The 20,724-nt window shown below is 70.0% G+C and carries 17 protein-coding genes and 3 pseudogenes; 10 read left to right on the top strand and 10 right to left on the bottom strand.

What is annotated here, in order from left to right:
- Positions 1-32: 32 nt before the first annotated feature.
- Both ACZ6TD_RS02375 and ACZ6TD_RS02370 read right to left on the bottom strand, forming a co-directional pair.
- Positions 33-1,283, bottom strand: a complete 1,251-nt coding sequence (locus tag ACZ6TD_RS02375) for an SLC13 family permease (RefSeq protein ID WP_471349665.1) — start codon at positions 1,281-1,283, stop codon at positions 33-35.
- 107 nt (positions 1,284-1,390) lie between these two features.
- Positions 1,391-2,512 carry a PrpF domain-containing protein gene (locus ACZ6TD_RS02370; RefSeq protein ID WP_471349663.1) on the bottom strand — a complete coding sequence of 374 codons (1,122 nt, stop codon included), beginning with the start codon at positions 2,510-2,512 and terminating at the stop codon, positions 1,391-1,393.
- 171 nt (positions 2,513-2,683) lie between these two features.
- Between ACZ6TD_RS02370 and ACZ6TD_RS02365 the strand changes: the two genes are divergently transcribed.
- From ACZ6TD_RS02365 to ACZ6TD_RS02355, 3 genes and pseudogenes are all read left to right on the top strand, one after another.
- Positions 2,684-3,637 carry a LysR family transcriptional regulator gene (locus ACZ6TD_RS02365; RefSeq protein WP_471349660.1) on the top strand — a complete coding sequence of 318 codons (954 nt, stop codon included), beginning with the start codon at positions 2,684-2,686 and terminating at the stop codon, positions 3,635-3,637.
- A gap of 148 nt (positions 3,638-3,785) precedes the next feature.
- Complete coding sequence (locus ACZ6TD_RS02360) at positions 3,786-4,460, top strand: LysE family translocator (RefSeq protein WP_471349657.1); 675 nt, start codon at positions 3,786-3,788, stop codon at positions 4,458-4,460.
- Positions 4,436-4,789, top strand: a pseudogene (locus ACZ6TD_RS02355) (SAM-dependent methyltransferase); the annotation flags it as partial. The gene ACZ6TD_RS02360 and the pseudogene ACZ6TD_RS02355, both read left to right, overlap by 25 nt.
- A gap of 80 nt (positions 4,790-4,869) precedes the next feature.
- On the opposite strand, the gene ACZ6TD_RS02350 reads toward ACZ6TD_RS02355, so the two are convergent.
- From ACZ6TD_RS02350 to ACZ6TD_RS02335, 4 genes and pseudogenes are all read right to left on the bottom strand, one after another.
- Positions 4,870-5,919, bottom strand: a complete 1,050-nt coding sequence (locus ACZ6TD_RS02350) for a hypothetical protein (protein ID WP_471349655.1) — start codon at positions 5,917-5,919, stop codon at positions 4,870-4,872.
- 297 nt (positions 5,920-6,216) lie between these two features.
- Positions 6,217-7,044, bottom strand: coding sequence for a calcium-binding protein (locus ACZ6TD_RS02345; protein WP_471349652.1), 828 nt, complete (start codon positions 7,042-7,044; stop codon positions 6,217-6,219).
- A gap of 397 nt (positions 7,045-7,441) precedes the next feature.
- A pseudogene (locus ACZ6TD_RS02340) lies at positions 7,442-7,705 on the bottom strand (mycothiol transferase); the annotation flags it as partial.
- Positions 7,706-8,110: 405 nt separating this feature from the next.
- Complete coding sequence (locus tag ACZ6TD_RS02335) at positions 8,111-8,479, bottom strand: VOC family protein (protein ID WP_471349649.1); 369 nt, start codon at positions 8,477-8,479, stop codon at positions 8,111-8,113.
- Positions 8,480-8,647: 168 nt separating this feature from the next.
- On the opposite strand from ACZ6TD_RS02335, the pseudogene ACZ6TD_RS02330 reads away from it, so the two are divergent.
- A pseudogene (locus ACZ6TD_RS02330) lies at positions 8,648-9,197 on the top strand (protein kinase family protein); the annotation flags it as partial.
- Positions 9,198-9,227: 30 nt separating this feature from the next.
- On the opposite strand, the gene ACZ6TD_RS02325 reads toward ACZ6TD_RS02330, so the two are convergent.
- The 4 genes from ACZ6TD_RS02325 to ACZ6TD_RS02310 form a co-directional block, all read right to left on the bottom strand.
- Complete coding sequence (locus ACZ6TD_RS02325) at positions 9,228-10,409, bottom strand: MFS transporter (RefSeq protein WP_471358766.1); 1,182 nt, start codon at positions 10,407-10,409, stop codon at positions 9,228-9,230.
- A gap of 44 nt (positions 10,410-10,453) precedes the next feature.
- Positions 10,454-10,741, bottom strand: a complete 288-nt coding sequence (locus ACZ6TD_RS02320) for a fluoride efflux transporter FluC (RefSeq protein WP_471358764.1) — start codon at positions 10,739-10,741, stop codon at positions 10,454-10,456.
- The gene (locus ACZ6TD_RS02315) at positions 10,726-11,109 is read right to left on the bottom strand and encodes a fluoride efflux transporter FluC (RefSeq protein WP_471349647.1); all 384 of its coding nucleotides are present in this window, start codon (positions 11,107-11,109) and stop codon (positions 10,726-10,728) included. The genes ACZ6TD_RS02320 and ACZ6TD_RS02315 overlap by 16 nt, the downstream gene beginning before the upstream one ends.
- Positions 11,110-12,120: 1,011 nt before the next feature.
- Positions 12,121-13,068 (bottom strand): methionyl-tRNA formyltransferase, encoded by a 948-nt coding sequence (locus tag ACZ6TD_RS02310; protein WP_471349644.1) that lies wholly within the window; start codon positions 13,066-13,068, stop codon positions 12,121-12,123.
- 248 nt (positions 13,069-13,316) lie between these two features.
- Here ACZ6TD_RS02310 and ACZ6TD_RS02305 point away from each other — a divergent pair, with 248 nt between their 5' ends.
- The 6 genes from ACZ6TD_RS02305 to ACZ6TD_RS02280 all read left to right on the top strand — a co-directional run bounded on the left by ACZ6TD_RS02305 (position 13,317) and on the right by ACZ6TD_RS02280 (position 20,664).
- On the top strand, positions 13,317-14,684 hold the full coding sequence (locus ACZ6TD_RS02305) for a lysine N(6)-hydroxylase/L-ornithine N(5)-oxygenase family protein (RefSeq protein WP_471349641.1): 1,368 nt from the start codon (positions 13,317-13,319) through the stop codon (positions 14,682-14,684).
- 32 nt (positions 14,685-14,716) lie between these two features.
- A complete protein-coding gene (locus tag ACZ6TD_RS02300; protein WP_471349638.1) occupies positions 14,717-15,772 on the top strand; it encodes a FecCD family ABC transporter permease in 1,056 nt (351 codons plus the stop codon).
- The gene (locus tag ACZ6TD_RS02295; RefSeq protein ID WP_471349636.1) at positions 15,769-16,830 is read left to right on the top strand and encodes a FecCD family ABC transporter permease; all 1,062 of its coding nucleotides are present in this window, start codon (positions 15,769-15,771) and stop codon (positions 16,828-16,830) included. The genes ACZ6TD_RS02300 and ACZ6TD_RS02295 overlap by 4 nt, the downstream gene beginning before the upstream one ends.
- A 63-nt stretch (positions 16,831-16,893) precedes the next feature.
- Positions 16,894-17,709, top strand: coding sequence for an ABC transporter ATP-binding protein (locus ACZ6TD_RS02290; RefSeq protein ID WP_471358761.1), 816 nt, complete (start codon positions 16,894-16,896; stop codon positions 17,707-17,709).
- 112 nt (positions 17,710-17,821) lie between these two features.
- Positions 17,822-18,877 (top strand): iron-siderophore ABC transporter substrate-binding protein, encoded by a 1,056-nt coding sequence (locus tag ACZ6TD_RS02285; RefSeq protein WP_471349633.1) that lies wholly within the window; start codon positions 17,822-17,824, stop codon positions 18,875-18,877.
- On the top strand, positions 18,874-20,664 hold the full coding sequence (locus tag ACZ6TD_RS02280) for an ABC transporter ATP-binding protein (RefSeq protein ID WP_471349631.1): 1,791 nt from the start codon (positions 18,874-18,876) through the stop codon (positions 20,662-20,664). The genes ACZ6TD_RS02285 and ACZ6TD_RS02280 overlap by 4 nt, the downstream gene beginning before the upstream one ends.
- Positions 20,665-20,724 lie beyond the last annotated feature (60 nt).

Here is a 20,724-nt window from a genome sequence, read left to right as displayed (position 1 = left end):
CCCTCCGCCATCCGTCGTCGGTCTTCGCGCTGTCACCAGGGCAGGACCAGGGCGCCCCAGGCGACGATGGGGCCGAGGGCGACGATTCCGCCGGTGTAGCCGATGACCTGGCGGTAGAAGCGGCGGGTGTCCACCCCACGGGCGTTGCTGAGGACGAGTGCTCCGTTGGTCGAGAAGGGGGAGGTGTCGACGATCGTCGTGGAGACGGCGAGCGCGGCGATCAGTCCGGCGGCGCTGAGGTGGCTGGAGAGCAGCAGCGGTACGGCGATGGGGATGATCGCTGTGAGAATCGCGGTGGAGGAGGCGAAGGCGGAGGTGATGGCCACGGTGAAGCACAGCAGCAGGGCGACGACGACTGGGGCTCCGAGGCCCGCCGCGTGTTCGGAGATCTCCTCGATGATGCCGGCCTTTTCCAGCATCGCGATGTACGTCATCATGCCCGCGACCAGAAGCAGGGTGGACCAGCTCACACCGTCCACGGCCTTCTCCTGCCGCTCCATGTCCACCAGGGCCAGCAGGGCGCCGGCGGCCAGCGCGAGGAAGCCGATCTCCAGGTGGAAGCCGAGCGCGCCGACGACGAGGGCCGCCAGACAGGCGAGGGTGAGCCACTGCCGCCAATCGGGCCTGCCGGAGACGGCGAGGTCCTCGTCGTCGGCCGCCTCCGCGGCGCCCTCGACCAGCGGGGCGGGACGCTTGGCGAGCAGGGCGTAGGTGAGGATCGAGAGCACCAGGTTGATCAGGAAGCTGGCACTGAACAGCGCCACGGCGGAGACCTGCAGATCGGTCTTGTCGACGAGGCCGAGCACCAGCGCACCGGAGACGGCCAGCGGGGAGAACGCGCCCGCGTGCCCGCCGCTGATCACCATCATGCCGACGACCAGCGGGTTGAGCTTGTAGCGGTAGGCGAAGTTCATGCCGATCGGCGCGAGGATCGCGACCGCGGCCGGGGTGAACGTACCGAACGCCGTCAGCAGGGCGGCCACCAGGAACAGCACCCAGGGGATGAGTCCGACCTTGCCCCGTACCAGCCGCACCCCGGCCGCGACGAGCCAGTCGATCGTGCCGTTGCGGCGGGCGACGGAGAACAGGTAGGTGACTCCGACGATGGTGACGAAGAGCTCGGCCGGGAACCCTTCGAAGATCTCGTCCTCGGTGAGGCCGAGCGAGGCGGTGCCGACGGCGAAGGTGGCGACGAAGGCGAGGATGCCCAGGTTGATCGGCAGCACGGTGCCGACCACGAACATCACCAGCAGGGCGCCTATGGAGATCACTTCAGCAGACATCTTTGTCCTTGGTGCGGTGGGGACGGGGTGGCGCGCCCCGAGGGCGCGAGGGTATCCCGGTGCGGACGGCTGGGAGCCGGCCTGACCGAGGTGATGTTCGTCGCGGCTCAGGCGGCTTGCGGGCTGCCTGCTTCCGGTACGTAGATTCGGGCATCGGCGAGCAGACGGGCCGCGCGCTGCACGGTGACCCGGTGCGGCAGGCCGTCCCTTACATCGGTGCAGCGGACCGCGACGACGCCGGCGGGCGTGCCGAGGCGCAACCACTCGTCGGTCGGGCCGCCCGTGGTCCGGGAGACCACGGACCCCTGCAGCAGCCCGGCCGCCGCGACGGCGACGGCAGAGGTCAGGCCGATCGCGGGGTGCGGGGCGTTCATCGTGAGCATGCGCACCGACACGTCGTAGTCCTCGGCACCGATCGGTTCACCGAGGGTGGTGGTGTACGGCACCGGCGGTCCGACCAGGCCCACCTTGGGCACCGCGTCGCCCGGTTCCCCGCCCGGCTGGGCCAGCCCCATCAGGGGTGCGGCGGTGTGACGGACGGTGCGCAGCCAGGGGACGTCTGCGCTCATCCGCTCCAGTGACTCGGCACCGGTACGCCCGGCACTGGCGGCGTCGACAAGGACGACCGGAGCTCCCGCGGTCACCATGCTCACGCGTACCGGCTCGGCGGCGCCGACCCGCAGGTCCTGGGCGGCCTGGCCGGTGGGGAGCAGCGAGCCGGTGGTGCCACCGGCCGGGTCGCGGAAGGTGAGGCCGACCGCGACCCCGCCGGCACGGGTGCCGGGTACCGTCTGGCGGCCGAAGTGGCGCACCACGCCTCCGGGGGTGTCGACGATCCCTTCGAGGACCGCGCCGGTATTGGTGTTGCGCATCACCACGCGCGTCCGGTCGCCGGTGACCGGAACCATTCCTTTCGTCACCACGTACAGGGCGACGCCGGTGGCGCAGTTGCCGCAGTTGCTCGTCCACTCCACCGAGCCCGTCCCGATGCCGACTTGAGCGAACAGGTAGTCGACGTCGATGCCAGGCTGGGACGAGGCGCTGACGACGGCCGCTTTTGAGGTGGTGGGGGTCGCCCCGCCCACCCCGTCCAGCTCCACGGGATCGGTGGCGCCGTACGCGGCGACCAGCAGCCTTTCGAGGTCGCCACGGTCGGTAGGGACTTCGACCTGGTTGAACAGCCAGCACTTGCTTGTGCCGCCACGCACCAGGGTCGCGGGAATGTGCACGTCTGAGGCTCTTCCTGGGTCAACGGAGGTAGGGAGAGGGCCGAGGCAGCGGTTACGGGCGCATCGCGGGCCGGTGAACCGCTCGGCGATTGCGGAGACCTTCGCAGAGGCATGACTTCGAAACAATCGCAGTTCGCTTCACCTGGGTTTAGCTCAGCTAAAGTCGACGGCATGCTCAACGTGCGCCGTCTGCTGCTGCTCACCGAGGCCACCGAACGCGGTTCACTCACCGCCGCGGCGGAAGCCCTCGGCATGACCACCTCCGCCGCCTCCCAGCAGATGTCCCTGCTGGAGCAGGAGGCAGGGCAGCCCCTTGTCGAACGGCTGCCACGCGGTATCCGCCCCACCCCGCCGGGCGCCGCGCTGGCCGAACGCGGTCAGGCCATCCGCCGGGAGCTCCGTGCCGCCCAGGCCGACCTGGACTCCTTCACCGCCCTCGACCAGGGCACCTTGCGGCTCGGTTCCTTTCCCACGGCGAGCGCGTCCCTGCTGCCGCTGGCGCTCACGCGTTTCCGACGTCGCCACGCCGGCATTCGCATCGAGGTACGCGCCGGAGTCCTCGCGGAACTCAGGGAGATGCTGCACACCGGCGAGGTGGAGCAGGGGCTGCTCTGGGACTACGAATGGAACCGCCTCGACGATCCGGCACTCTCCCTCACCCACCTGCTGGACGACCCCACGGTGCTGGTCGTCCCTGCCGACTCACCCCTGCGCACACATCCCTCCGTGCGCCTTGGCGACCTCGCCGACCAGGAGTGGATCATCCGCGCCGACAACCACCCCGTCGCCGACGTCCTGCGCCGAAGCTGTCGCCAGGCGGGATTCGAGCCGCGCATCGCCTACTCATCGCACGACTACCAGGAGGCGCAGGCCATGGTCGCCGCCGGTCTCGGCATCGCGCTCGCACCCCGCCTGGCCCTCACCAGCCGACGCAGCGACGTACGCCTCCTGCCGTTCGCCTCCGACGTCCCGGCCCCCACCCGCCGCATCCTCCTCGCCCGCGCCGCGGCACGCCCCGCCACCCCACCCGCCCAGGCGATGGCCCGCGTCCTGCGCACGGTGGCGCAGCGATTCACCGCCCCGGACCTGCACCGGGCCCAGCTCGGGGCGGTCCGGCGGGGCTAGTCCGAGGGCAGAGTGCGCCACTTCGCGCCGTTATAGGGGATGTAGAGGGTGGCAGGCGCCCCGTGACTTGTCGATGCCAGGGGAGAGTCTGGCTCAACTTGTCAGCCTGCCTGTTGGGTATCAGGCGACTGGGGATACATGTGCGTTCATGGTTTCCGATATCGAGTGGGCGGCGTTCTTCCCGTCGGCAGTCTTGCTTGCTGCTACCCCGGGAGCTAATCAGCTGTTGATCCTGCGTAACGGGTTGCGCCACGGTCCGCGTCCGGCGATCAGCGCTTCCATCGGGCGCTTTGCCGCGTTCGCGTTGATGGTGGTGGCGGTGGCGGCTGGGCTGGGTGCTGTACTGACCGCTTCTGAGGTGGCCTTCAACGCCATCAAGTGGTGTGGTGTGGCCTATCTGCTCTGGCTCGGGGGACGGACGATACTGGCGGCGGCGCGAAAAGACCCTGTCCAGGGACAGAAGACACCAGGAACTCAGTGTGCGCCTGCAGAGGGTACTCAAGAGCGTAGGGCCGATCTGGCTTCGTGGCGACTGGCCCGTCAGGAATTCATCGTGGCGGCCTCGAACCCCAAAGCGGTTATTCTGTTCACCGTGTTCCTTCCGCAGTTCCTGGCCGACGGCGCCGAGGATGTCACGATTCCGATTCTTTTCCTCGGCGCCGCGTATATCGGCGTGGAATTCTGCTGCGCATGCGGGTACGCGGCCCTCGGGGGGCGGCTGAGGTCGATGGGGCTCACTCAGCGGATCCGAAGGCTGCTGGACGCGCTGACCGGGGCGGCGATGCTGGGACTGGCCGGCTGGCTGGCGGTGGAGAACCAGTAGCGGGGCCTGGCGAGGAGCGGGTGCTCGATCTCGGCTGCGGCGGAGGGGAATGGCTCCTGCGCGCCCTGGCCACGCGGCCGGGTGTGCGCGCCGAGGGTGTGGACATCTCCGAGGACGCCCTGGCCCAGGCGGCCGCCGCGGCACGTGACCTCGGCGTCCAGGACCGCCTCGTCCTGCATCGCCGGAAGGCCGAGGAGTTCGTGTCCGATGAGCCGTTCGACGTGGTCCTCAGCTTCGGGGCCGCGCATGCCTTCGGCGGCCTGCTTCCCACCCTCGCCGCGGCCCGCGGCTTCTTGGCGCCCGGCGGGCGTGTCCTCATCGGTGATGGGTGCTGAGGTCGCTGTCCCACCCCGAGGCGTACGCGATCGGTGACGCCGCCGCGATCCGCCAACGCCGCGGCCCCGTACGCTCAGTCCTCCCAGTCCTCCCAGTCCTCGTCGTCGCCGCCGCGCATGGTGCGCCATCCCGCAAGGTCATCCAACGCCTCCCGTGCCAACTGGGCGTACTGCACCGGGCACTCCCACAGCTCGCGCGCCGAGAACTCGGCGGGCACTGGGGTGTCGGGGTGGTCGTCCGGCGCGTACAGGTGGACCACCGCGCGGTACCGGGACTGGACGCTGGAATCGGCGGTGGACCAGGGGTGCTGCGGATGATCGCAGGAGACGTCCAGGTCGATGGTGGCGAGCGCGGCGGCAAGGTCGCGTGCGTACGAGGGCGGCAGACCCCCGTAGGACTGGGCGATGCCCATCCACAGGCACAGGAATACGCCGATCCGCTCCTCGTCCCGCACCTGCCCGGTGAGCCAACGGCGGGCGGACCACAGGGCGACCGGGCCAGTGTTGTCCTCCCAGCTACGGCTGATCGCCTCCTGCATGGCGACGATGTCGAGGCGGCCGTCGTCCCGGACGAACTGCGCGTCCAGATGGGAGACGTCGATGCCGCCGAAGAGCTCCTCGTGTGCCTCGTGCAAGCGGCCCAGGGCCTCATCGGCGAGGTCCGCGAGAAACCCCTCGCAGTCGAACGCCGCCGACTCCTCATTGTCGAGACCGTAGTCTTCGGCGAATGCGACCCGGCCGGCCTCGGTCAGCATGCTCACCCCAGCCTCGACCTCGTACTCCGAGTCCAGCTCTACGGGGTGGGCGCCGGGCGGGCAGGTGCAGGAGGCCCGGTCCAAGTGCGCACGGAACCCGTCCAAGGCCCGTATGTACGATGCGAACAGGGACTTGCTGAAGATGCGTGCGGAGACGTACCAGCAGGTGGCATGCAGGAGGATCACGTACCCGGTCCGCTCCCGGCGGCCCTCCGGGGTGGCCACGCGGCCGAGCGCCTCCGCCGCGTCGTCGGCGAGGACGGCGAGGGTCGATTCGGGATCCGCATAGGGGTAGTCGCTGACAATCCCGGACAGGTCGGAGATCAGTTCGCAGTGGTCGGCAGGCAGCGTGGGCGTCACTTCAGTCACATCCGTAACCGACGATTGCGCCGGTCGGACGGTTCCCCCTGGCGCACATGGCCGATGGTCCGGTCGGATCGCGGCAGACGGTGGTGTGCCCGGCATAGGCAAAAGCCGCGCTGGCCGGTGTCGCCGAGCACGCGAGGCCACCGGCTGGCGGATGGCCTGGTCAGGGGTGGGGACGAACTCCGTTGCCCGCTCGGTGGCGGAACGGCCCGGGTCGTCGACCCGGACCGTCTTGTTGTTTGAGGTCCCTGAGATCCCCTTACGGTCTCTTGAGGTCCCTTGAGACCTCTTCAGGTTCCCTCAGAACCCCTCGGGGACGGATCCGTCCTGGTCGATGACGTTGTCGCCGGGGCCGCCGTCGATGTCGTCCTGGCCCGGCCCGCCGAAGAGGTAGTCGTTGCCCGGTCCGCCCTTGATGGTGTCGTCGCCCTCTTCACCGTAGATCGAGTCGTCGTTGCCGGCGCCGTCGAGGTGGTCGTCGCCGGGGCCGCCGTAGATCTCGTTGGCCACGTCATCGCCGATGACGATGTCGTCGCCGTCCCCGGCCCACACCGCGAACGAGTCGGTGATGGTGTCGTTACCGGCGTTGCCGTTCGCGTTCGTGGCGTGGCTGATGGTGTCGTCGCCGTCGCCGCCCACCGCGACGGAGGCGCCGATGATGGTGTCGTCCCCGGCCCCGCCGTGGACGTTCACATCGCCGCCGGAGACCTTGGCGCTGTCATTGCCGCCGCCGAGTTCGACATTGCCCTGGTCGCCCGGGTGGTCCGGGTCGGGGGCGGGCACGGTGCAGGTCACATACGTCAGGTCGGTGGCTGTGGGGTGGGTGCAGTCGGTGCCGGCGGTGATCTCGACAATGTCGTCCACGCCGAAGGTCAGCGTGGTGTCGGTCTCGCTGACCCGCTTGATGGTGAGCTTGTTGGTCTGGCCGTCGGCCGCCGTGTAGGCCATCACTCCGTCGGTGACGGTCACGGTGGCCGGCGACGCGGCCGAGGACACCGGCGCCGACGACGCGGGCGAGGTGGCGGCCTGGGCGTTCCAGGCGAAGAGTCCGGTGCTGGCCGCGACGGCCAGTAAGGCGGTGACGCCGACCGGGCGGACGCGGCGGGAACGCGGGCCAAGAGTGGACACGAAAGACCTCCGTGGGGAGTGGATCTGATTTCCGATCACCCGTTTCGACGTGGAAGATCCGCGCGGGGTTGTGCCACTCCCATGCCCTCTTCACCGATCTTTTCGAATTCCCATTTCGCGTTCAGCGGTACGCCACCGGGAATTTCCCTCGCGTTGTCGGAATGTGCGTTCTTGGATCGGCTCTGGATCGGCGTCCGCCAGGAGCTCATCGTCCACGTCCCCGTCGGCACCGCCCGTCGGCGCACCGCTCAGGGCCCCTCCTTGACAACCGGTTCGTGGCTGCTCGTGCCAGCAGGCCAGCGCGATTCCATCTCCGCCACGTGGCTCAGCATCCCGCACCCGCCCAGCCTTTCCACGGTTTCGTTTTCGGTCGGGCCCGGGCGGGTGGGCAGGACTCGACTGCCGGGGCGGCGATCGCGCCGTTCCAGTCGCCGTCACGGTCTTCAGCGGTGCGGTAGATCCTGGGCAAGTGCTCGCCGGCCATCCGGCGGAAGTGCCGTTCGTCCTCAGCCATGTGCCGCACCAGCCCGAGCAGGGACATCGTGGACGGGGGTACGGAGCGTCGGGCCATCTGTTCGGCGTCCAGGCCCGCGCACTTCATCTCGATGGTGAGGCGGAAGTGGCGCGGACTGTCCAGCAGCGTGCCGCGTTCGTCGACTATCTCGACTTCGCTCTCGCGCGGGTCGTCATCCGAGGCGGCCCTTGGACTGGCTGGACCTGTCCAGCGGCATGCGCCTGCTGGTGACGAACGGAGCGGGAGTGACCGGAGCCCTCGTCCTGCAACTCGCGGTCGCGGCCGGAGTCCGTGTGACGGCGACGGCGTCCCCCCGTTCCTTTGACCGGCTGCGCCGCCTGGGCGCGGCAGATGTCATCGACTACCGCCGCCCCGCCTGGCCGCGCGAGGTCGGTCGCACCTTCGACGCGGCGCTCGCCGCAGCCCCCGGAACGGCCGCCACCGCCGGGGTCCTCGACGGACGATCTGCGGCAGCCGCTGCCCCTCGTCGCGGTCGATCTCCCGCACCCGCACCCGCACCCGTTCCGCCACGCAAGCTGCCTTCGATCTCCGTCAGTGGTGACCGGTATCGATGACACAGAAGCGGTTGCCCTCGGGATCGGCGAGCACGACGAAGTCGGCGTCGTCCGGATAAAGGTCCCAGTCGACGCGCTGGGCTCCCAGGGACACCAGCCGCTCGACTTCGGCGGCCTGGTCGGCCGCATCCCCGGCATACAAATCCAGATGAATCCGCGGATGCTCCTGGACCGGCGTCTCGCTGAGACCGAGCGCCAGCTGCACCCCGCCCCCTTCCGCCGGCACCAGCACGACCCAGTCGTTTTCCATCTCCTCGCGCGGGACGTATCCCAGGGCCTCCGTCCAGAACGCGGCCGCACGCGGCACATCCGAGACACCCAGTACAACGGAACCAACTCTCAGCATGCGCCGATTCTGGCCGACACCGGCGAACCGAGGACACCCGACTGCGCCTCCAACAACGAGACGGACGTTGCCTGACGCGGCACTAGCTCAGCGCCGCGTGAGTTGGCCTTCTCGTCCTCGATCGTCAGGGAAAGTGGTTGTGTAGAGGTGAGGCGGACCGACGCCGCCGTCCCTGACCCGCAGCGCCTCGGTGAGCCCTCCGAGCGGTTTCCGCGGCCCTGGATCGTCACCACCTGAGTGGCGGGCGAGCCCGCCGATCGTGCCCCCGCCACGCGCGCCGCGGAGGCGGCCGACACCTTGGCCGCCTTCCTGACGGCTCTGCATCGTCCCGCTCCCACCGGGGCGCCGGCCGGTTGTGACCGCGCGGGACCGCTGGCCGACCATGCCGAGGGGTTCGCCAAGCAGCTCGCCTCGGCCACCGAGCTGGGGCTGATCTCCGCCCCGGACCCCGTCCGCGCGGCCTGGGAAGACGCCGCCGCCGCGCCCGACTGGGCAGCCTGCGACCTCGCCGCCGCTTGGGTACTGCTGCCGGACGGCGCCGCCGACCGCTTCTACGGGGCCCACCAGCCGACCCCGGACGCCGCGACCCTGCGTCGCGCCCGCGGCTGGTCGGCGCTGCGCGCCCTCGCCTGCATCCTCGTCGGAGACGCCGGCGTTCGCGGGCCGCCCCGGCGGCAAGCCCACCTGGGGCCCACCCGCCCACGCAACGCCTCATCGCAACTTCCAGCCGCTGATAAACCGCCCAACGTTACAGATCTGTCCCGGCCCTGGCGCGGTGGGCTGCGGTGACGGCCAGGAGAGCCAGGGCGAGGACCTGAATGACCACGACCACGGTGATCAGCACGGGGATGGAGTAGCCGTACAGGCCGCCGGTCAGCGCACCACCCGCGAGGCTGGCGGCGCCGACGGCGCCGGCGAAGATGCCGTACGCGGTCGCCCGGCGCCCGGAGGGCACCAGGTCGGCCACCATGGCGCGCAGGGTGGATTCCTGGATGCCCATGGCCGCGCCCCACACCAGCGAACCGGCCGCGGCCGGCGCGACGGTGTTGGTGAAAGCCAGGACGGCGACCGTGGCGGTCAGGATCGGCAGGACGGCCAGGACCCGGGGGCCGTGCCGGTCGTACAGCCAGCCGGTCGCGAGCGCGGCGACGGCATCCACGGCCATGGCGCCGGCGTAGAGCACGGGCACCCAGGCGGTGGTCAGCAGGTGGCGTTGGACGAGGTGGTAGGAGAGCACGCCGAAGGTGGCGAACCCAGCAGTGGTGGCCGCGGTGAATGCCGCATACGTCCAAAACGCCGCCGGAAGGCGGCCCCCCGGTGCGGCCTGCGGCGTCTTCGGACCCGCCTCACGCTCGTACGCCTCGGGGTCGGGGACGCGGACCCGCAGCCAGACCAGCAGCCCCAGTGCCGCCACACCGGGCACGGCCAGGACGCCCAGAGCGGGGGCGTAGTCGTCGCCGGTGAGCGCGAGCACCCCGGCCACCACCAGCGGGCCCACCAGGGCGCCGATCTGGTCCATGGCCTCGTGGACGGCGAAACCCCTTCCACGGCCGGTGGCCGCGGTGGCATGCGAGAGCAGGGTGTCCTTGGCCGGAGAGCGCACCGCCTTGCCGACCCGCTCGGCGATCACCAGTACGCAGGCCGCCCACAGAACCCCGGCCACACCCAGAAGCGGCACCGAGACCACCGTCAGCGCATATCCGGCAATGGCCAGGCCCCAGAAGCGGCGGGTGCGATCCGCGAGCGGCCCGGAGACCAGCCGCAGCCCCAGCGCCGCCGCCTCACCCGCACCCGTGACCACACCGACGACCAGGGAGGAAGCCCCCAGTGAGGCGAGCAGGGGGCCGGTGACGGAGCGGGCGCCTTCGTAGACGAAGTCGGCCAGCAGGCTGACCGTGCCGAACCACACCACGAACCGCCACGGCCGCATCCCCACCGGTCTCTCCGCCTCTGCCCCGGCTCCGGTGACCGGCTTCATGCCCCCACCGCCTGCGCGAAGGCCGCGCCGGTGAACGCGGCACCGGGCCCGGCGCCCACGACGGCGATCACGTTGGCCGCGGCGAAGAGGCGCGCCCCGTCCTCGGCCAGGCGCAGCGCCTCGTAGGAGAACGCCGAGTGGGTGGTCAGCGCTCCGCACGAGCCGGTGCCGAGCAGCGGCTTCAGGGAATGGGAGGCGGCGCCGTAGGTGACCGCACCGGACACTCCGATGAAGATCGTCATCCGTAGCGCGGAGCGGTGCAGCCGTGTCATGTCGTCCTCCAGGAGATCAGGCGGCGGGTGGCCGCCGCCACCACCCACACGGCCGCGAGCGCGACGAACAGGGCGGCGGCCAGGCAAGCCAGGCCAGTGCGGGCATGCCCGGCCTGCACCAGGCGCTGGATGTCGACGGTGTAGGCGGAGAAGGTGGTGAAGCCGCCCAGCACGCCGGTGCCGAAGAAGGGCCGCACCAGCCGGTGCACGGCCCACACGTCGGTGATGATCACCATGAACACGCCGATCGCCGCGTACCCGACCACGTTGACCAGCAGCGTGGTCCGGGGGAAAGCACCGGCTGGAGCAGACCACGGCAGGGATGCCCCGTAGCGGGCAGCGGCCCCGAGCGCGCCGCCGATCGCTACCGCCGCGATCACGGGTGTCCGCCCTCGGGTCAGCCACGGGTGTCCGCCCTCGGGTCAGCTCGCGGCGCTGGGCAGGCAGCGACAGGTGGATGTCGGGATCCGTGGGCTCGATGGCCTGGTCGCGTGGGGTTCTCATCGCCGGTTGCGTCTCCTACTCGTGCGGCGCCCGGGCACGCGGGCGCGTCTGGCCACAAGTAGGGACTGTTGGCGGCACCGATGCCGCGGTTCGAGTACGGCGAGCCCCACCGCCGCGCGGCAGCCACACAGGCTGCCGCAGACCACCAGCCTACCGGCCCGCCGCCCGGGGCCCGGGGCCAGCGGATTCCTCGCCGAACCTGTGGGCTTGGGCGGCACGGATGCGGTGAGGGAGAGAGGGCCCGGCCGGATCGGCATGGGTTTCGGGGCCGGGCGGGTGCGCAATCAGCCGACCGGATCGGTCGGCTCCGGCGACGGGTCGGGCGAGGGCGGGGGGATCGCGGGCGGCTGCGCCGTCGGGGCCGGGATGACTTGCTGCTGAACCGCCGGTGCCGTGACCGCCGGCGGCTGGACTACGGACAGCGGAAGCGCTGGCGCCGGGATCGTCGGCGTCTGCTGCTCGGCCAGGACCAGGGCGCTGGATGGGACGGCGACGCGCAGTTCATGCAGGCCCAGGAGGGCGGTGTGCAGACGCTCGGCGCCCTCATAGGCGTCGTAGGCCAGGATGAGCCGGGCGCGCGTCTAGAGATTCTGCCAGGCGTAGCGTCTGCGGAGGTTCGTCATGTGGCGGGCGTCCGCCCGCAGGAAGGTCGACCCGGCCGAGAACCCGGCGGCCAGGAGGGCCAGGATCGCCGCAGGCACCCGCGCTCCGGCGGAGGCCAGACCCGCCGCGCCCGAGATGCCGGCGAGGACCGCCGCAGGGAAACCCAGGCTGAGATAGTTCGCGTGCCACAGCTTGGCGCGGCGCTGCGCCCGCCGCGCACCGATCTGGGCCTCGGCGATGAGTTTCTCGACGGGGGGCCCCGGGGCCGCGGTGGGGTTGGTGCGTCAGGGGTGGCTGGTGAGGTAGCCGCCCATGGAGGTGAAGTACTCCGTGGCGGGCATCTCGTGGCCGTCCTCGGTCCGTACGCGCGTGATGGTCAGGCCGTGATTGCGGCCGGTGCGGGCATCGGCTCCGGCGACGATCACCACGCCGTCGCCCTCGCGGTAGAAGATGCGGCCGGGAGTGCCGCCGTACCGGCCCTGGGACACGACCGCCGCCAGGATTTCGAGGCGCTTGCCCTTGTGGAAGGTGTAGGTGCTGGGGTACGGCTCGGACTGGGCGCGGACCAGGCGCTGAAGGTCCTCGGCCGGCCAGGCCCAGTCGATGCGGCTGTCTTCGATGGACCTCTTGTGGAAGAAGGTCGCCTGGGACCGGTCCTGCTTGGTGAACTCCGTCTGCCCGGAGGCGATGAGCTCGAGTGCGCCGATCGTGACCGGGGCGATGAGGTCGACGGTCTTGTGGAAGAGGTCGGTGGCCGTGTCAGCCGGTCCGACCGGAACCGACTGCTGCCGGACGATGTCACCGGCGTCGAGTTCGTCGTTCATCATGTGCGCGGTGACGCCGACTTCGGGCTCGCCGTTGATCAGGGCCCAGATGAGCGGGGAGAAGCCGGCGTACTTCGGCAGCAGCGAGTCGTGGACGTTCAACGTGCCGTGGCGCGGCAGGTCGAAGATGCGCGGAGGGATCCATGTCCGCCAGTTGTTCGCCACGATGATGTCCGGGTCGGCCTCCTTGAGGCGCCCGAACAACTCGTCGTCGTCCGGGCGGTTGCGGATCAGCACCGGGACGTCGTGCTCTTCGGCGAGGTCGGCGACGGAGTCGCTCCAGATCTTCTCGTACACCTGGTCGCTCTTGGGATGCGTCACGACGAGTACCACGTCGTGTTCGGAGTCCAGGAGGGCTTGCAGGGTGCGGTGCCCCCAGGTCTGGTAACCGAACATGACGACCCGCATGGGGTTCCTCCTCAAGGCAGGGGATGGCCGGGAGCAAAGTAAAGCAAGGCTTACCTTAGTGCGCAACGGCCCTGACTGGTGGTCCAGTTGATGAGCGTGGGCATCCTGTGGCTTGTTCCGTCCTATCGACAGTCGGACGGGTTTAGCTTAGGCTCACCTAAGTTGTTGGCGTGTCGCTTCGTCGGCGTGCCCACCTTTCGCACCTTCCCCACGCCTGACAGGCGATTGCGCCGCACGATGGGAGTGACATGTCACAGGTTCTTCCTGGTGACGCACCACCGGTCCACGACCTCATTGGCATCGGCTTCGGACCGTCCAATGTGGCGATGGCGATCGCACTCAGCGAGCACAACGCACGCGTCGGCAAGCAGGAGGCGATCACCGCTCGCTTCTTCGAACAGCAGCCGAGCTTCGGGTGGCACCGGGGCATGCTGATCGACGACGCGACCATGCAGGTGTCCTTCCTGAAGGACCTGGTGACGCTGCGCAACCCGGCCAGTGAGTTCAGCTTCCTCTGCTATCTGAAGAGCGAGGGGCGGCTGATCGACTTCATCAACCACAAGAACCTCTTCCCGCTGCGGGTGGAGTTCCACCGCTACTTCGAGTGGGCCGCGGACAAGGTCGAGGACATGGTCTCCTACGGCCACGAGGTCGTCGGCGTCGCGCCTGTCCTCCGTGACGGAGTCGTGGAGTACCTGGACGTGACGGTCCGGTCGGGGGAGGGTCTCGAGGTCCACCGGGCCCGCAACCTCGTCATCGGTACCGGTCTGCGTCCCCTCATGCCGGCGGACGTGGAGCGCGGTGACCGCGTCTGGCACAACTCCGAACTGCTGGCGAAGGTCGACGCATTGGAGGAGGCATTAGAGGGCACCTCGCCCTCTCGGTTCATCGTTGTGGGCGCCGGGCAGAGCGCCGCCGAGAATGTCGCCTATCTGCACCGCCGCTTCCCCCGCGCAGAGGTCTGCGCGGTCTTCTCCCGCTACGGCTACAGCCCCGCCGACGACAGCGGTTTCGCCAACCGGATCTTCGACCCCGCGGCGGTCGACGAGTACTTCGCCGCGCCCGGCGACGTCAAGCGCAAGCTGATGGACTACCACGGCAACACCAACTACTCCGTGGTGGATATAGACCTGATCGATGATCTGTACCGGCAGATGTACCAGGAGAAGGTCCTCGGCACCGAGCGGCTGCGCTTCCTCAACGTGTCCCGGCTCGATGACGTCAAGGAGACGCCGGCCAAGGTCCGTGCCACCGTGAAGTCCCTCGTCACCGGCGAGGAGACCCTCCTGGACGCGGACGTCGTGGTGTTCGCCACCGGCTACAGCCCCGCCGACCCCCTCGGCATCCTCGGCGAAGTCGCCGACCGCTGCCTGCGCGACGACGAGGGCCGTGTCCGCGTCGAGCGTGACTACCGCGTCGCGACGGACCCCGGCCTGCGCTGCGGTATCTACCTGCAGGGCGGTACGGAGCATACGCACGGCATCACGTCGTCCCTGCTGTCCAACACCGCGATCAGGGTCGGCGAGATCCTGGACTCGCTCCTCGACCGGGGCGTCATGTCCGCTTCCGGTGAGGGCCGGCCGGTCGCCGACGGAATCAGCAGCACCGCCCGCTAGTTGGCGTGTTCAAAGGGATGACGTACTCGGACATGCCCACGGTCGTAGTTGAGCGCCCCGTACCCAGGGGCACGGAGGCCCGTCGGCGGCGGGTTGTGGGGTTGGGCACGCTCGTGGTGGTCCTCGTGGCCGCGGCGGCGGTGTCGTTGGGCGTCGGTGCGCGCGCGCTGAACCCCGCCGAGGTGTGGCACGGGTTGTTCGCGGCGCCCGACTCCGACCAGCGGCTCACCGAGATCAGGCTCATCGTGCGGACCGTGCGGGTACCCCGGACGGTGCTTGCGATCGTGGCGGGTATCGCCCTGGGGGTCGGCGGGGCGTTGATCCAGGGGTACACACGGAACCCGATCGCCGACACGGGCTTGCTGGGGGTGAACGCCGGCGCCTCGTTCGCCGTGGTGTCGGTGATCGCCCTGTTCGGATTCGCCGGCCCATTCCAGTATGTGTGGTTCGCCTTCCTGGGGGCGGCGGTCGCCGGTGTCGTCGTTTTCGGGCTGGCGAGCATCGGCCGGGGGGCCGGCAATCCGTTGACGCTCGCACTGGCCGGGCAAGGGATCGCGGTCTTCCTCGCGGCGATGACCACGGCGGTCGCGCTGTCGGACCAGGCGTCGCTGAACGCGCTGCGGTTCTGGAACGCGGGCTCCGTGGCCGGTGTCGGGTTCGACGTCATCTGGCCGGTGGCCGCCTTCATCGCCGTCGGCCTGGTGCTGGCACTGACCACGCTGCCCGCCATCAACCTGCTCAACCTGGGTGATGACGTGGCGCGGGGGCTGGGGGTGAACATCGCGCTGAGCCGGACCGTCGGCATCGTCGCCATCACCCTGCTCGCGGGCGCGGCGACGGCGGCGTGCGGCCCCATCGCGTTCCTCGGGCTCATGGTGGCCCATGTGGCCCGGTATCTGACCGGGCCGGACTATCGCTGGCTGGTGCCGTACGCCGGTCTGCTCGGAGCCGTCGTCCTCCTGGTCTGTGACATCGTGGGGCGCTTGGTGGCCCGGCCGGGCGAGTTGGACGCGGGTGTCGTCGTGGCTCTCCTCGGCGCCCCGTTCTTCGCGGTGCTGGTGTGGCGCGGAAAGTTCAAGAACGCATGAACGCAACGGACGTGAAGCGATCGGTGGCGCCGGGCGTGCGGCTCGGCCAGGTGTCGTTCGTGTGGCGGCCCTGGATCCTGGGCGTCACGCTGCTGCTGGTGGCGGCGGCCTTCCTGCTGTTCTGCCTGTCCATCGGCGTCGGGGACTTCCCCATCGGCCTGCCCCAGGTGATCGCCACGGTCCTCGGCGGGGGTGAGCGGGTCGACCAGTTCGTGATCATGGACCTGCGGATGCCGCGTGCCCTGGCCGGGCTCATCGTGGGGATCGCGCTGGGGGTGTCCGGGGCGATCACGCAGTCCATCGCGCGCAATCCGTTGGCCAGCCCGGACATTCTGGGAATCACCGGGGGCGCCAGCGCGGTCTCGGTGTTCCTGGTGACGGTGTCGGGCGGGACCGCCGCGGCGATCGTCAGCGCCGTGGGGCTGTCCGCGGCGGCGCTCGCGGGCGGTCTCGGCACGGGCCTGTTGGTGTACTTCCTGGCCTGGCGGCGCGGGATCGACGGCTTCCGGCTCATCCTCATCGGCATCTCGGTGAGCGCCGTGATGGAGGCCATCACGACATGGCTGCTGGTCACGGCCGACATCAGGGATGTGGCCCGGGCCCAGGCGTGGTTGGTCGGGTCGCTGGACAACCGGTCGTGGGGCGAGGTCCGGGTGGCGCTGTGGTGCACGCTCGTCCTCCTGGTCGTCGTGTCATGTGTCGCGTTCCAGTTCAAACCGATGCACTTCGGCGACGAGGTCGCCGCGGGCCTGGGCGTCCGGTACTCGATGGTGCGGGCCGTTCTGCTGCTGTGCGCGGTACTGCTGGCCGCCGTGGCGGTGAGCGCGGCGGGTCCGGTCCCGTTCGTCGCGCTGGTGGCGCCGCAGGTGGCGATGCGTCTCGCGAGGTGCCCGACGCCACCGATGGTGGCCTCCGGCATGGTGGGAGCGCTGCTGCTGAACGGCGCGGACCTGGCCGCGCGCACGGCACTGCCGATCACTCTCCCGGTCGGCGTGGTCACCGCCGCGATCGGCGGCCCCTTCCTCGTCTATCTGCTGGTGCGGGAGAACCTCAGGTAGCTGGTACGAAGTCAGCGAAACCTCAATGAAGGGGGCCTTGTGGCCGCGCGGTACATCACCGAGATGGAGCCCGGGGTCGATGACGTCCCACGGCTGGCAGCCAGGGGCGTCACGGTCGGGTACGGCGGCCGGACGGTCATCGACGATCTCGACGTGGGGATCCCGCCGGAGGTGATCACTACGGTCATCGGCCCCAACGGGTGCGGGAAGTCGACCCTGCTGCGGACCCTGTCGCGGCTGCTCAAGCCGGCCAAGGGGGCGGTCGTGCTGGACGGCGAGGACATCGTCAAGCTCAAGACCAAGGAGGTGGCGAAGAAGCTCGGCCTGCTGCCGCAGGCGCCGGTCGCGCCGGACGGGCTGACGGTCTCCGACCTGGTCGCCAGGGGGCGCCATCCGCACCAGAGCTGGCTGCGGCAGTGGTCATCCGACGACGCCGCCGTCGTGGAGCGCGCGCTGGCCATGACCGGGGTGTCCGATCTCGCCGACCGTCCGGTCGACACGCTGTCCGGCGGACAGCGTCAGCGCGTCTGGATCTCGATGGCCCTGGCCCAGGGCACCGACCTGCTGCTGCTGGACGAGCCGACCACCTACCTGGACCTGGCCCATGCGATCGACGTGCTCGACCTGGTGGACGACCTGCACGAGTCGGGCCGCACCGTGGTCATGGTGCTGCACGACCTCAACCTGGCCGCGCGCTACAGCGACAACCTCATCGTGATGCGGGAGGGGGCGATCCTGGCGCAGGGACACCCGCGTGACGTGATCACCGCCGAGTTGCTGCACGAGGCGTTCGGGCTGCGGGCCGAGGTGATCGACGACCCGGTGGGCGACCGGCCGCTCATCGTGCCGATCGGCCGTACCCACGTCCGGATCGGCTAGGTTCCCCTCAACGCGGGGGAGTTAGGCTAGGCTAACCAAACCCGAACCAGGTAAGGTTTGCCTGCCCTTATATGGGACTTGCAGTGGACGGCTCGGGAGTAAGGGATTTCGGATGTTCCTCCAGCGGGTGACGCTTATGAAGCCCTGGCGGCGATTGGCGGCGGTGTTATCCGCCGGGGCCCTCGGTGTCGGCCTCCTCACGGGATGCGGTTCCGACTCGGCGGACAAGGCGGGTGACAACTCCCCGGCCGCTGCCGCCGGTGCGTTCCCGGTCACGGTGGAGCATGCGTTCGGATCCACGAAGATCACCAAGGCTCCCCAGCGGGTCGTCTCCGTCGGCTACACGGACGACCAGGCCATTCTGGCGCTCGGCGTCAAGCCGGTCGGCATGGTCGACCAGTACCCGAACCCGGCGGGCAAGAGCCCCGACATCAACACCCAGTGGCCCTGGGTGAAGGACAAGTGGGGGGACAGCCGCCCGGAGGTCGTCATGGCCAACGGGGACTCCGGCCCGAACTACGAGAAGATCGCCGCCCTGCGGCCGGACCTGATCATCGCGGTCTACTCCGAGATCGACCAGGCCGCTTACGACAAGCTCTCCAAGATCGCCCCCACGGTGGGCCGCACCAAGGCGGAGAAGAAGCCGTTCAGCGCGCCGTGGCAGGACAACGCGGTCCACATCGCCAAGGCGCTCGGCAAGGAGGACGAGGGCGCCGAGCTGGTGCAGGGCATCCAGGACAAGCTCGACGCGGCCAGGAAGGCGCACCCGAAGTTCGCGGACCAGACCGCCGTCGCACTGTCCTGGTACAAGGATTCGGTCGCGCCGTTCACCACCACCGATGTGCGCGGACGGCTGGTGACGGGCATCGGCTTCAAGGGCGTGGAGGAGATCGACAAGATCGCGGGCGACAAGTTCTACACCGTGCTTTCCCCCGAGCGCATCGACTTGGTCGACGTCGACCGCGTCTTCGTCATCAACGACGAGGCGGACCAGAAGGCGCTGAAGCGGTTCAAGCTGTTCGCCAACCTCTCCGCGGTCAAGCAGGGGAAGGTGTCGTACCTGCTGGACAGTGAGGGCCCGGCGATCGGCGCGGCCATGTCCCAGAGCACCTTGCTGTCCCTGCCGTACGCGATCGACGAGCTCGTCACGTCGGTCGGCCAGGTGTGAGCACCACCGACACGCACGTCGCCCCGGCGACTCTGCGCACGGCGACCGGACGCGAGGCCACCCGATGGGTCGCGGCGCACTGCCGTGAGGTGCCGTGGCTGACGGCCGCCACCGTGCTCAGCACGGTGGCCGGGGCGGCCCTCCAGGTGCTCCCGGTGCTCCTGCTCGGCCAGGTGGTCGACGGGGTGGTCGAGGGCGAACCGCGCTCGATCCTGGTCAGGGTCGGGGTGGTGATGGGGGCCGCCGCACTGCTCGGCGCGGCGGCCACCGCGCTGTCGACCTATCTGATCGGGCGGCTGGGCGCGGATCTGCTCGCGCGGCTGCGGGAAGGCGCCGTCCGTGCGGTGCTGGGGATGCCCAGCGCACGGATCGAGCAGGTCGGCCGCGGAGACGTGCTGTCCAGGGTCGGTGACGATGTGGCCGTGCTGTCCAAGGGCATCCGGAGGGCCGTCCCCACGGTGTTCTCGGCGGGAGTGCTGGTCGTCATCGCCACGGTCGGCATGTTCGGACTGGACTGGCGGCTCGGCCTGGCGGGCGCCGGCGCGCTGCCCGCCTACGCGCTGGCCCTGCGCTGGTATCTCCCCCGGTCCGCCCCGCTCTACCAGAAGCAGCGGGCGGCCCAGGCCGACCGTGCGCAGGCGTTGATCAGTGGCCTGAACGGAATCGACACGGTCCGGGCGTACCGCCTTGAGGGTGCCTTCCGTGAGAAGGTCACCAGCGAGTCGCGGCAGGTGCGCGATCTCGGTATCGAGGTGTTCCGGTTCTTCGGCCGTTTCGTCGGCAGGGAGAACCGCGCCGAGTTCATCGGGCTGGTCCTGATCATCGTGGTGGGGTACGCCTTGCTGGAGGCCGATGCCGCCAGCCTGGGCGAGGTGTCGGCGGCCCCGCTGATGTTCCACCGGTTGTTCACCCCGCTGGGTTCCATCATGTTCACCTTCGACGAGGCGCAGAAGTCGGGCGCGAGCCTGACCCGGCTGGCCGGCGTGGTGGAGGAGGCCGCGGAGGGCCGTCTGGTGGGCGACGCGGCCATCGCGCCGGCGGACGCCGGGCCGTACCCGGTGACGGTGGAGGGGCTGACATATCGCTATCCCGGCACCGACGAACCGGTCCTGAGGGATGTCAACCTGACGATTCCGGCGGGCGGTTCGCTCGCGCTGGTGGGGGCGACGGGCGCGGGCAAGACGACCCTGGCCGCGCTGATCGCGGGCATCGGAACCCCGCAGGCCGGGTCGGTGCGCATCGGGTCGACCGACCTCGCCGGTCTGGACGAGGCCGGGGCGCGGGCCTTGGTGAGCATCCTGACGCAGGAGACGCATGTGTTCTCCGGTCCGCTCGCCGACGACCTGCGGTTGGCCGCGCCGGAGGCGACCGACGCCGAGCTGATGGACGCGTTGGCCACGGTCGGCGCCGATGGATGGGTCGACGCGCTGCCCGATGGGCTGAACACCATGGTCGGCGAGGGCGGCGAGCGCCTGGACGTCACCAAGGTCGCCCAGATCGCCCTGGCCCGGCTGGTGCTGGGCCGGTCGCCGGTGGTGGTGCTCGACGAGTCGACCGCGGAGGCGGGCAGCGAGGGCGCCGCCGAGCTGGAGCGGGCCGTGCTGGCTGCGTGCTCCGGCCGGACCACGTTGTTCGTGGCGCACCGGCTGACCCAGGCGATGGCGGCGGATCGGATCGCCGTGCTGGACGCGGGACGCGTGGTGGAGCAAGGAGCACACGAGGAGTTGGTGGCTCTGGGCGGCCGGTACGCGCGACTGTGGCGGGCTTGGCGAGAGGGCAGTCGGTAACCCTGGTTAGGTAAACCTAATTTAGGTTAGGCTCACTTTCATGACATGAAGGGACCCTGA

This window comes from Streptomyces yongxingensis (genome assembly GCF_055597465.1).
This window is presented reverse-complemented; position numbering and strand designations above follow the sequence as displayed.

Bases quoted from the DNA above. Each gene is read 5' to 3' on its own strand.
- ACZ6TD_RS02375 (WP_471349665.1), bottom strand. From the start codon at position 1,283: ATGTCTGCTGAAGTGATCTCCATAGGCGCCCTGCTGGTGATGTTCGTG.
- ACZ6TD_RS02365 (WP_471349660.1), top strand. From the start codon at position 2,684: ATGCTCAACGTGCGCCGTCTGCTGCTGCTCACCGAGGCCACCGAACGC.
- ACZ6TD_RS02360 (WP_471349657.1), top strand. From the start codon at position 3,786: ATGGTTTCCGATATCGAGTGGGCGGCGTTCTTCCCGTCGGCAGTCTTG.
- ACZ6TD_RS02335 (WP_471349649.1), bottom strand. From the start codon at position 8,479: ATGCTGAGAGTTGGTTCCGTTGTACTGGGTGTCTCGGATGTGCCGCGT.
- ACZ6TD_RS02325 (WP_471358766.1), bottom strand. From the start codon at position 10,409: ATGCGGCCGTGGCGGTTCGTGGTGTGGTTCGGCACGGTCAGCCTGCTG.
- ACZ6TD_RS02310 (WP_471349644.1), bottom strand. From the start codon at position 13,068: ATGCGGGTCGTCATGTTCGGTTACCAGACCTGGGGGCACCGCACCCTG.
- ACZ6TD_RS02305 (WP_471349641.1), top strand. From the start codon at position 13,317: ATGTCACAGGTTCTTCCTGGTGACGCACCACCGGTCCACGACCTCATT.
- ACZ6TD_RS02300 (WP_471349638.1), top strand. From the start codon at position 14,717: ATGCCCACGGTCGTAGTTGAGCGCCCCGTACCCAGGGGCACGGAGGCC.
- ACZ6TD_RS02295 (WP_471349636.1), top strand. From the start codon at position 15,769: ATGAACGCAACGGACGTGAAGCGATCGGTGGCGCCGGGCGTGCGGCTC.
- ACZ6TD_RS02290 (WP_471358761.1), top strand. From the start codon at position 16,894: ATGGAGCCCGGGGTCGATGACGTCCCACGGCTGGCAGCCAGGGGCGTC.
- ACZ6TD_RS02285 (WP_471349633.1), top strand. From the start codon at position 17,822: ATGTTCCTCCAGCGGGTGACGCTTATGAAGCCCTGGCGGCGATTGGCG.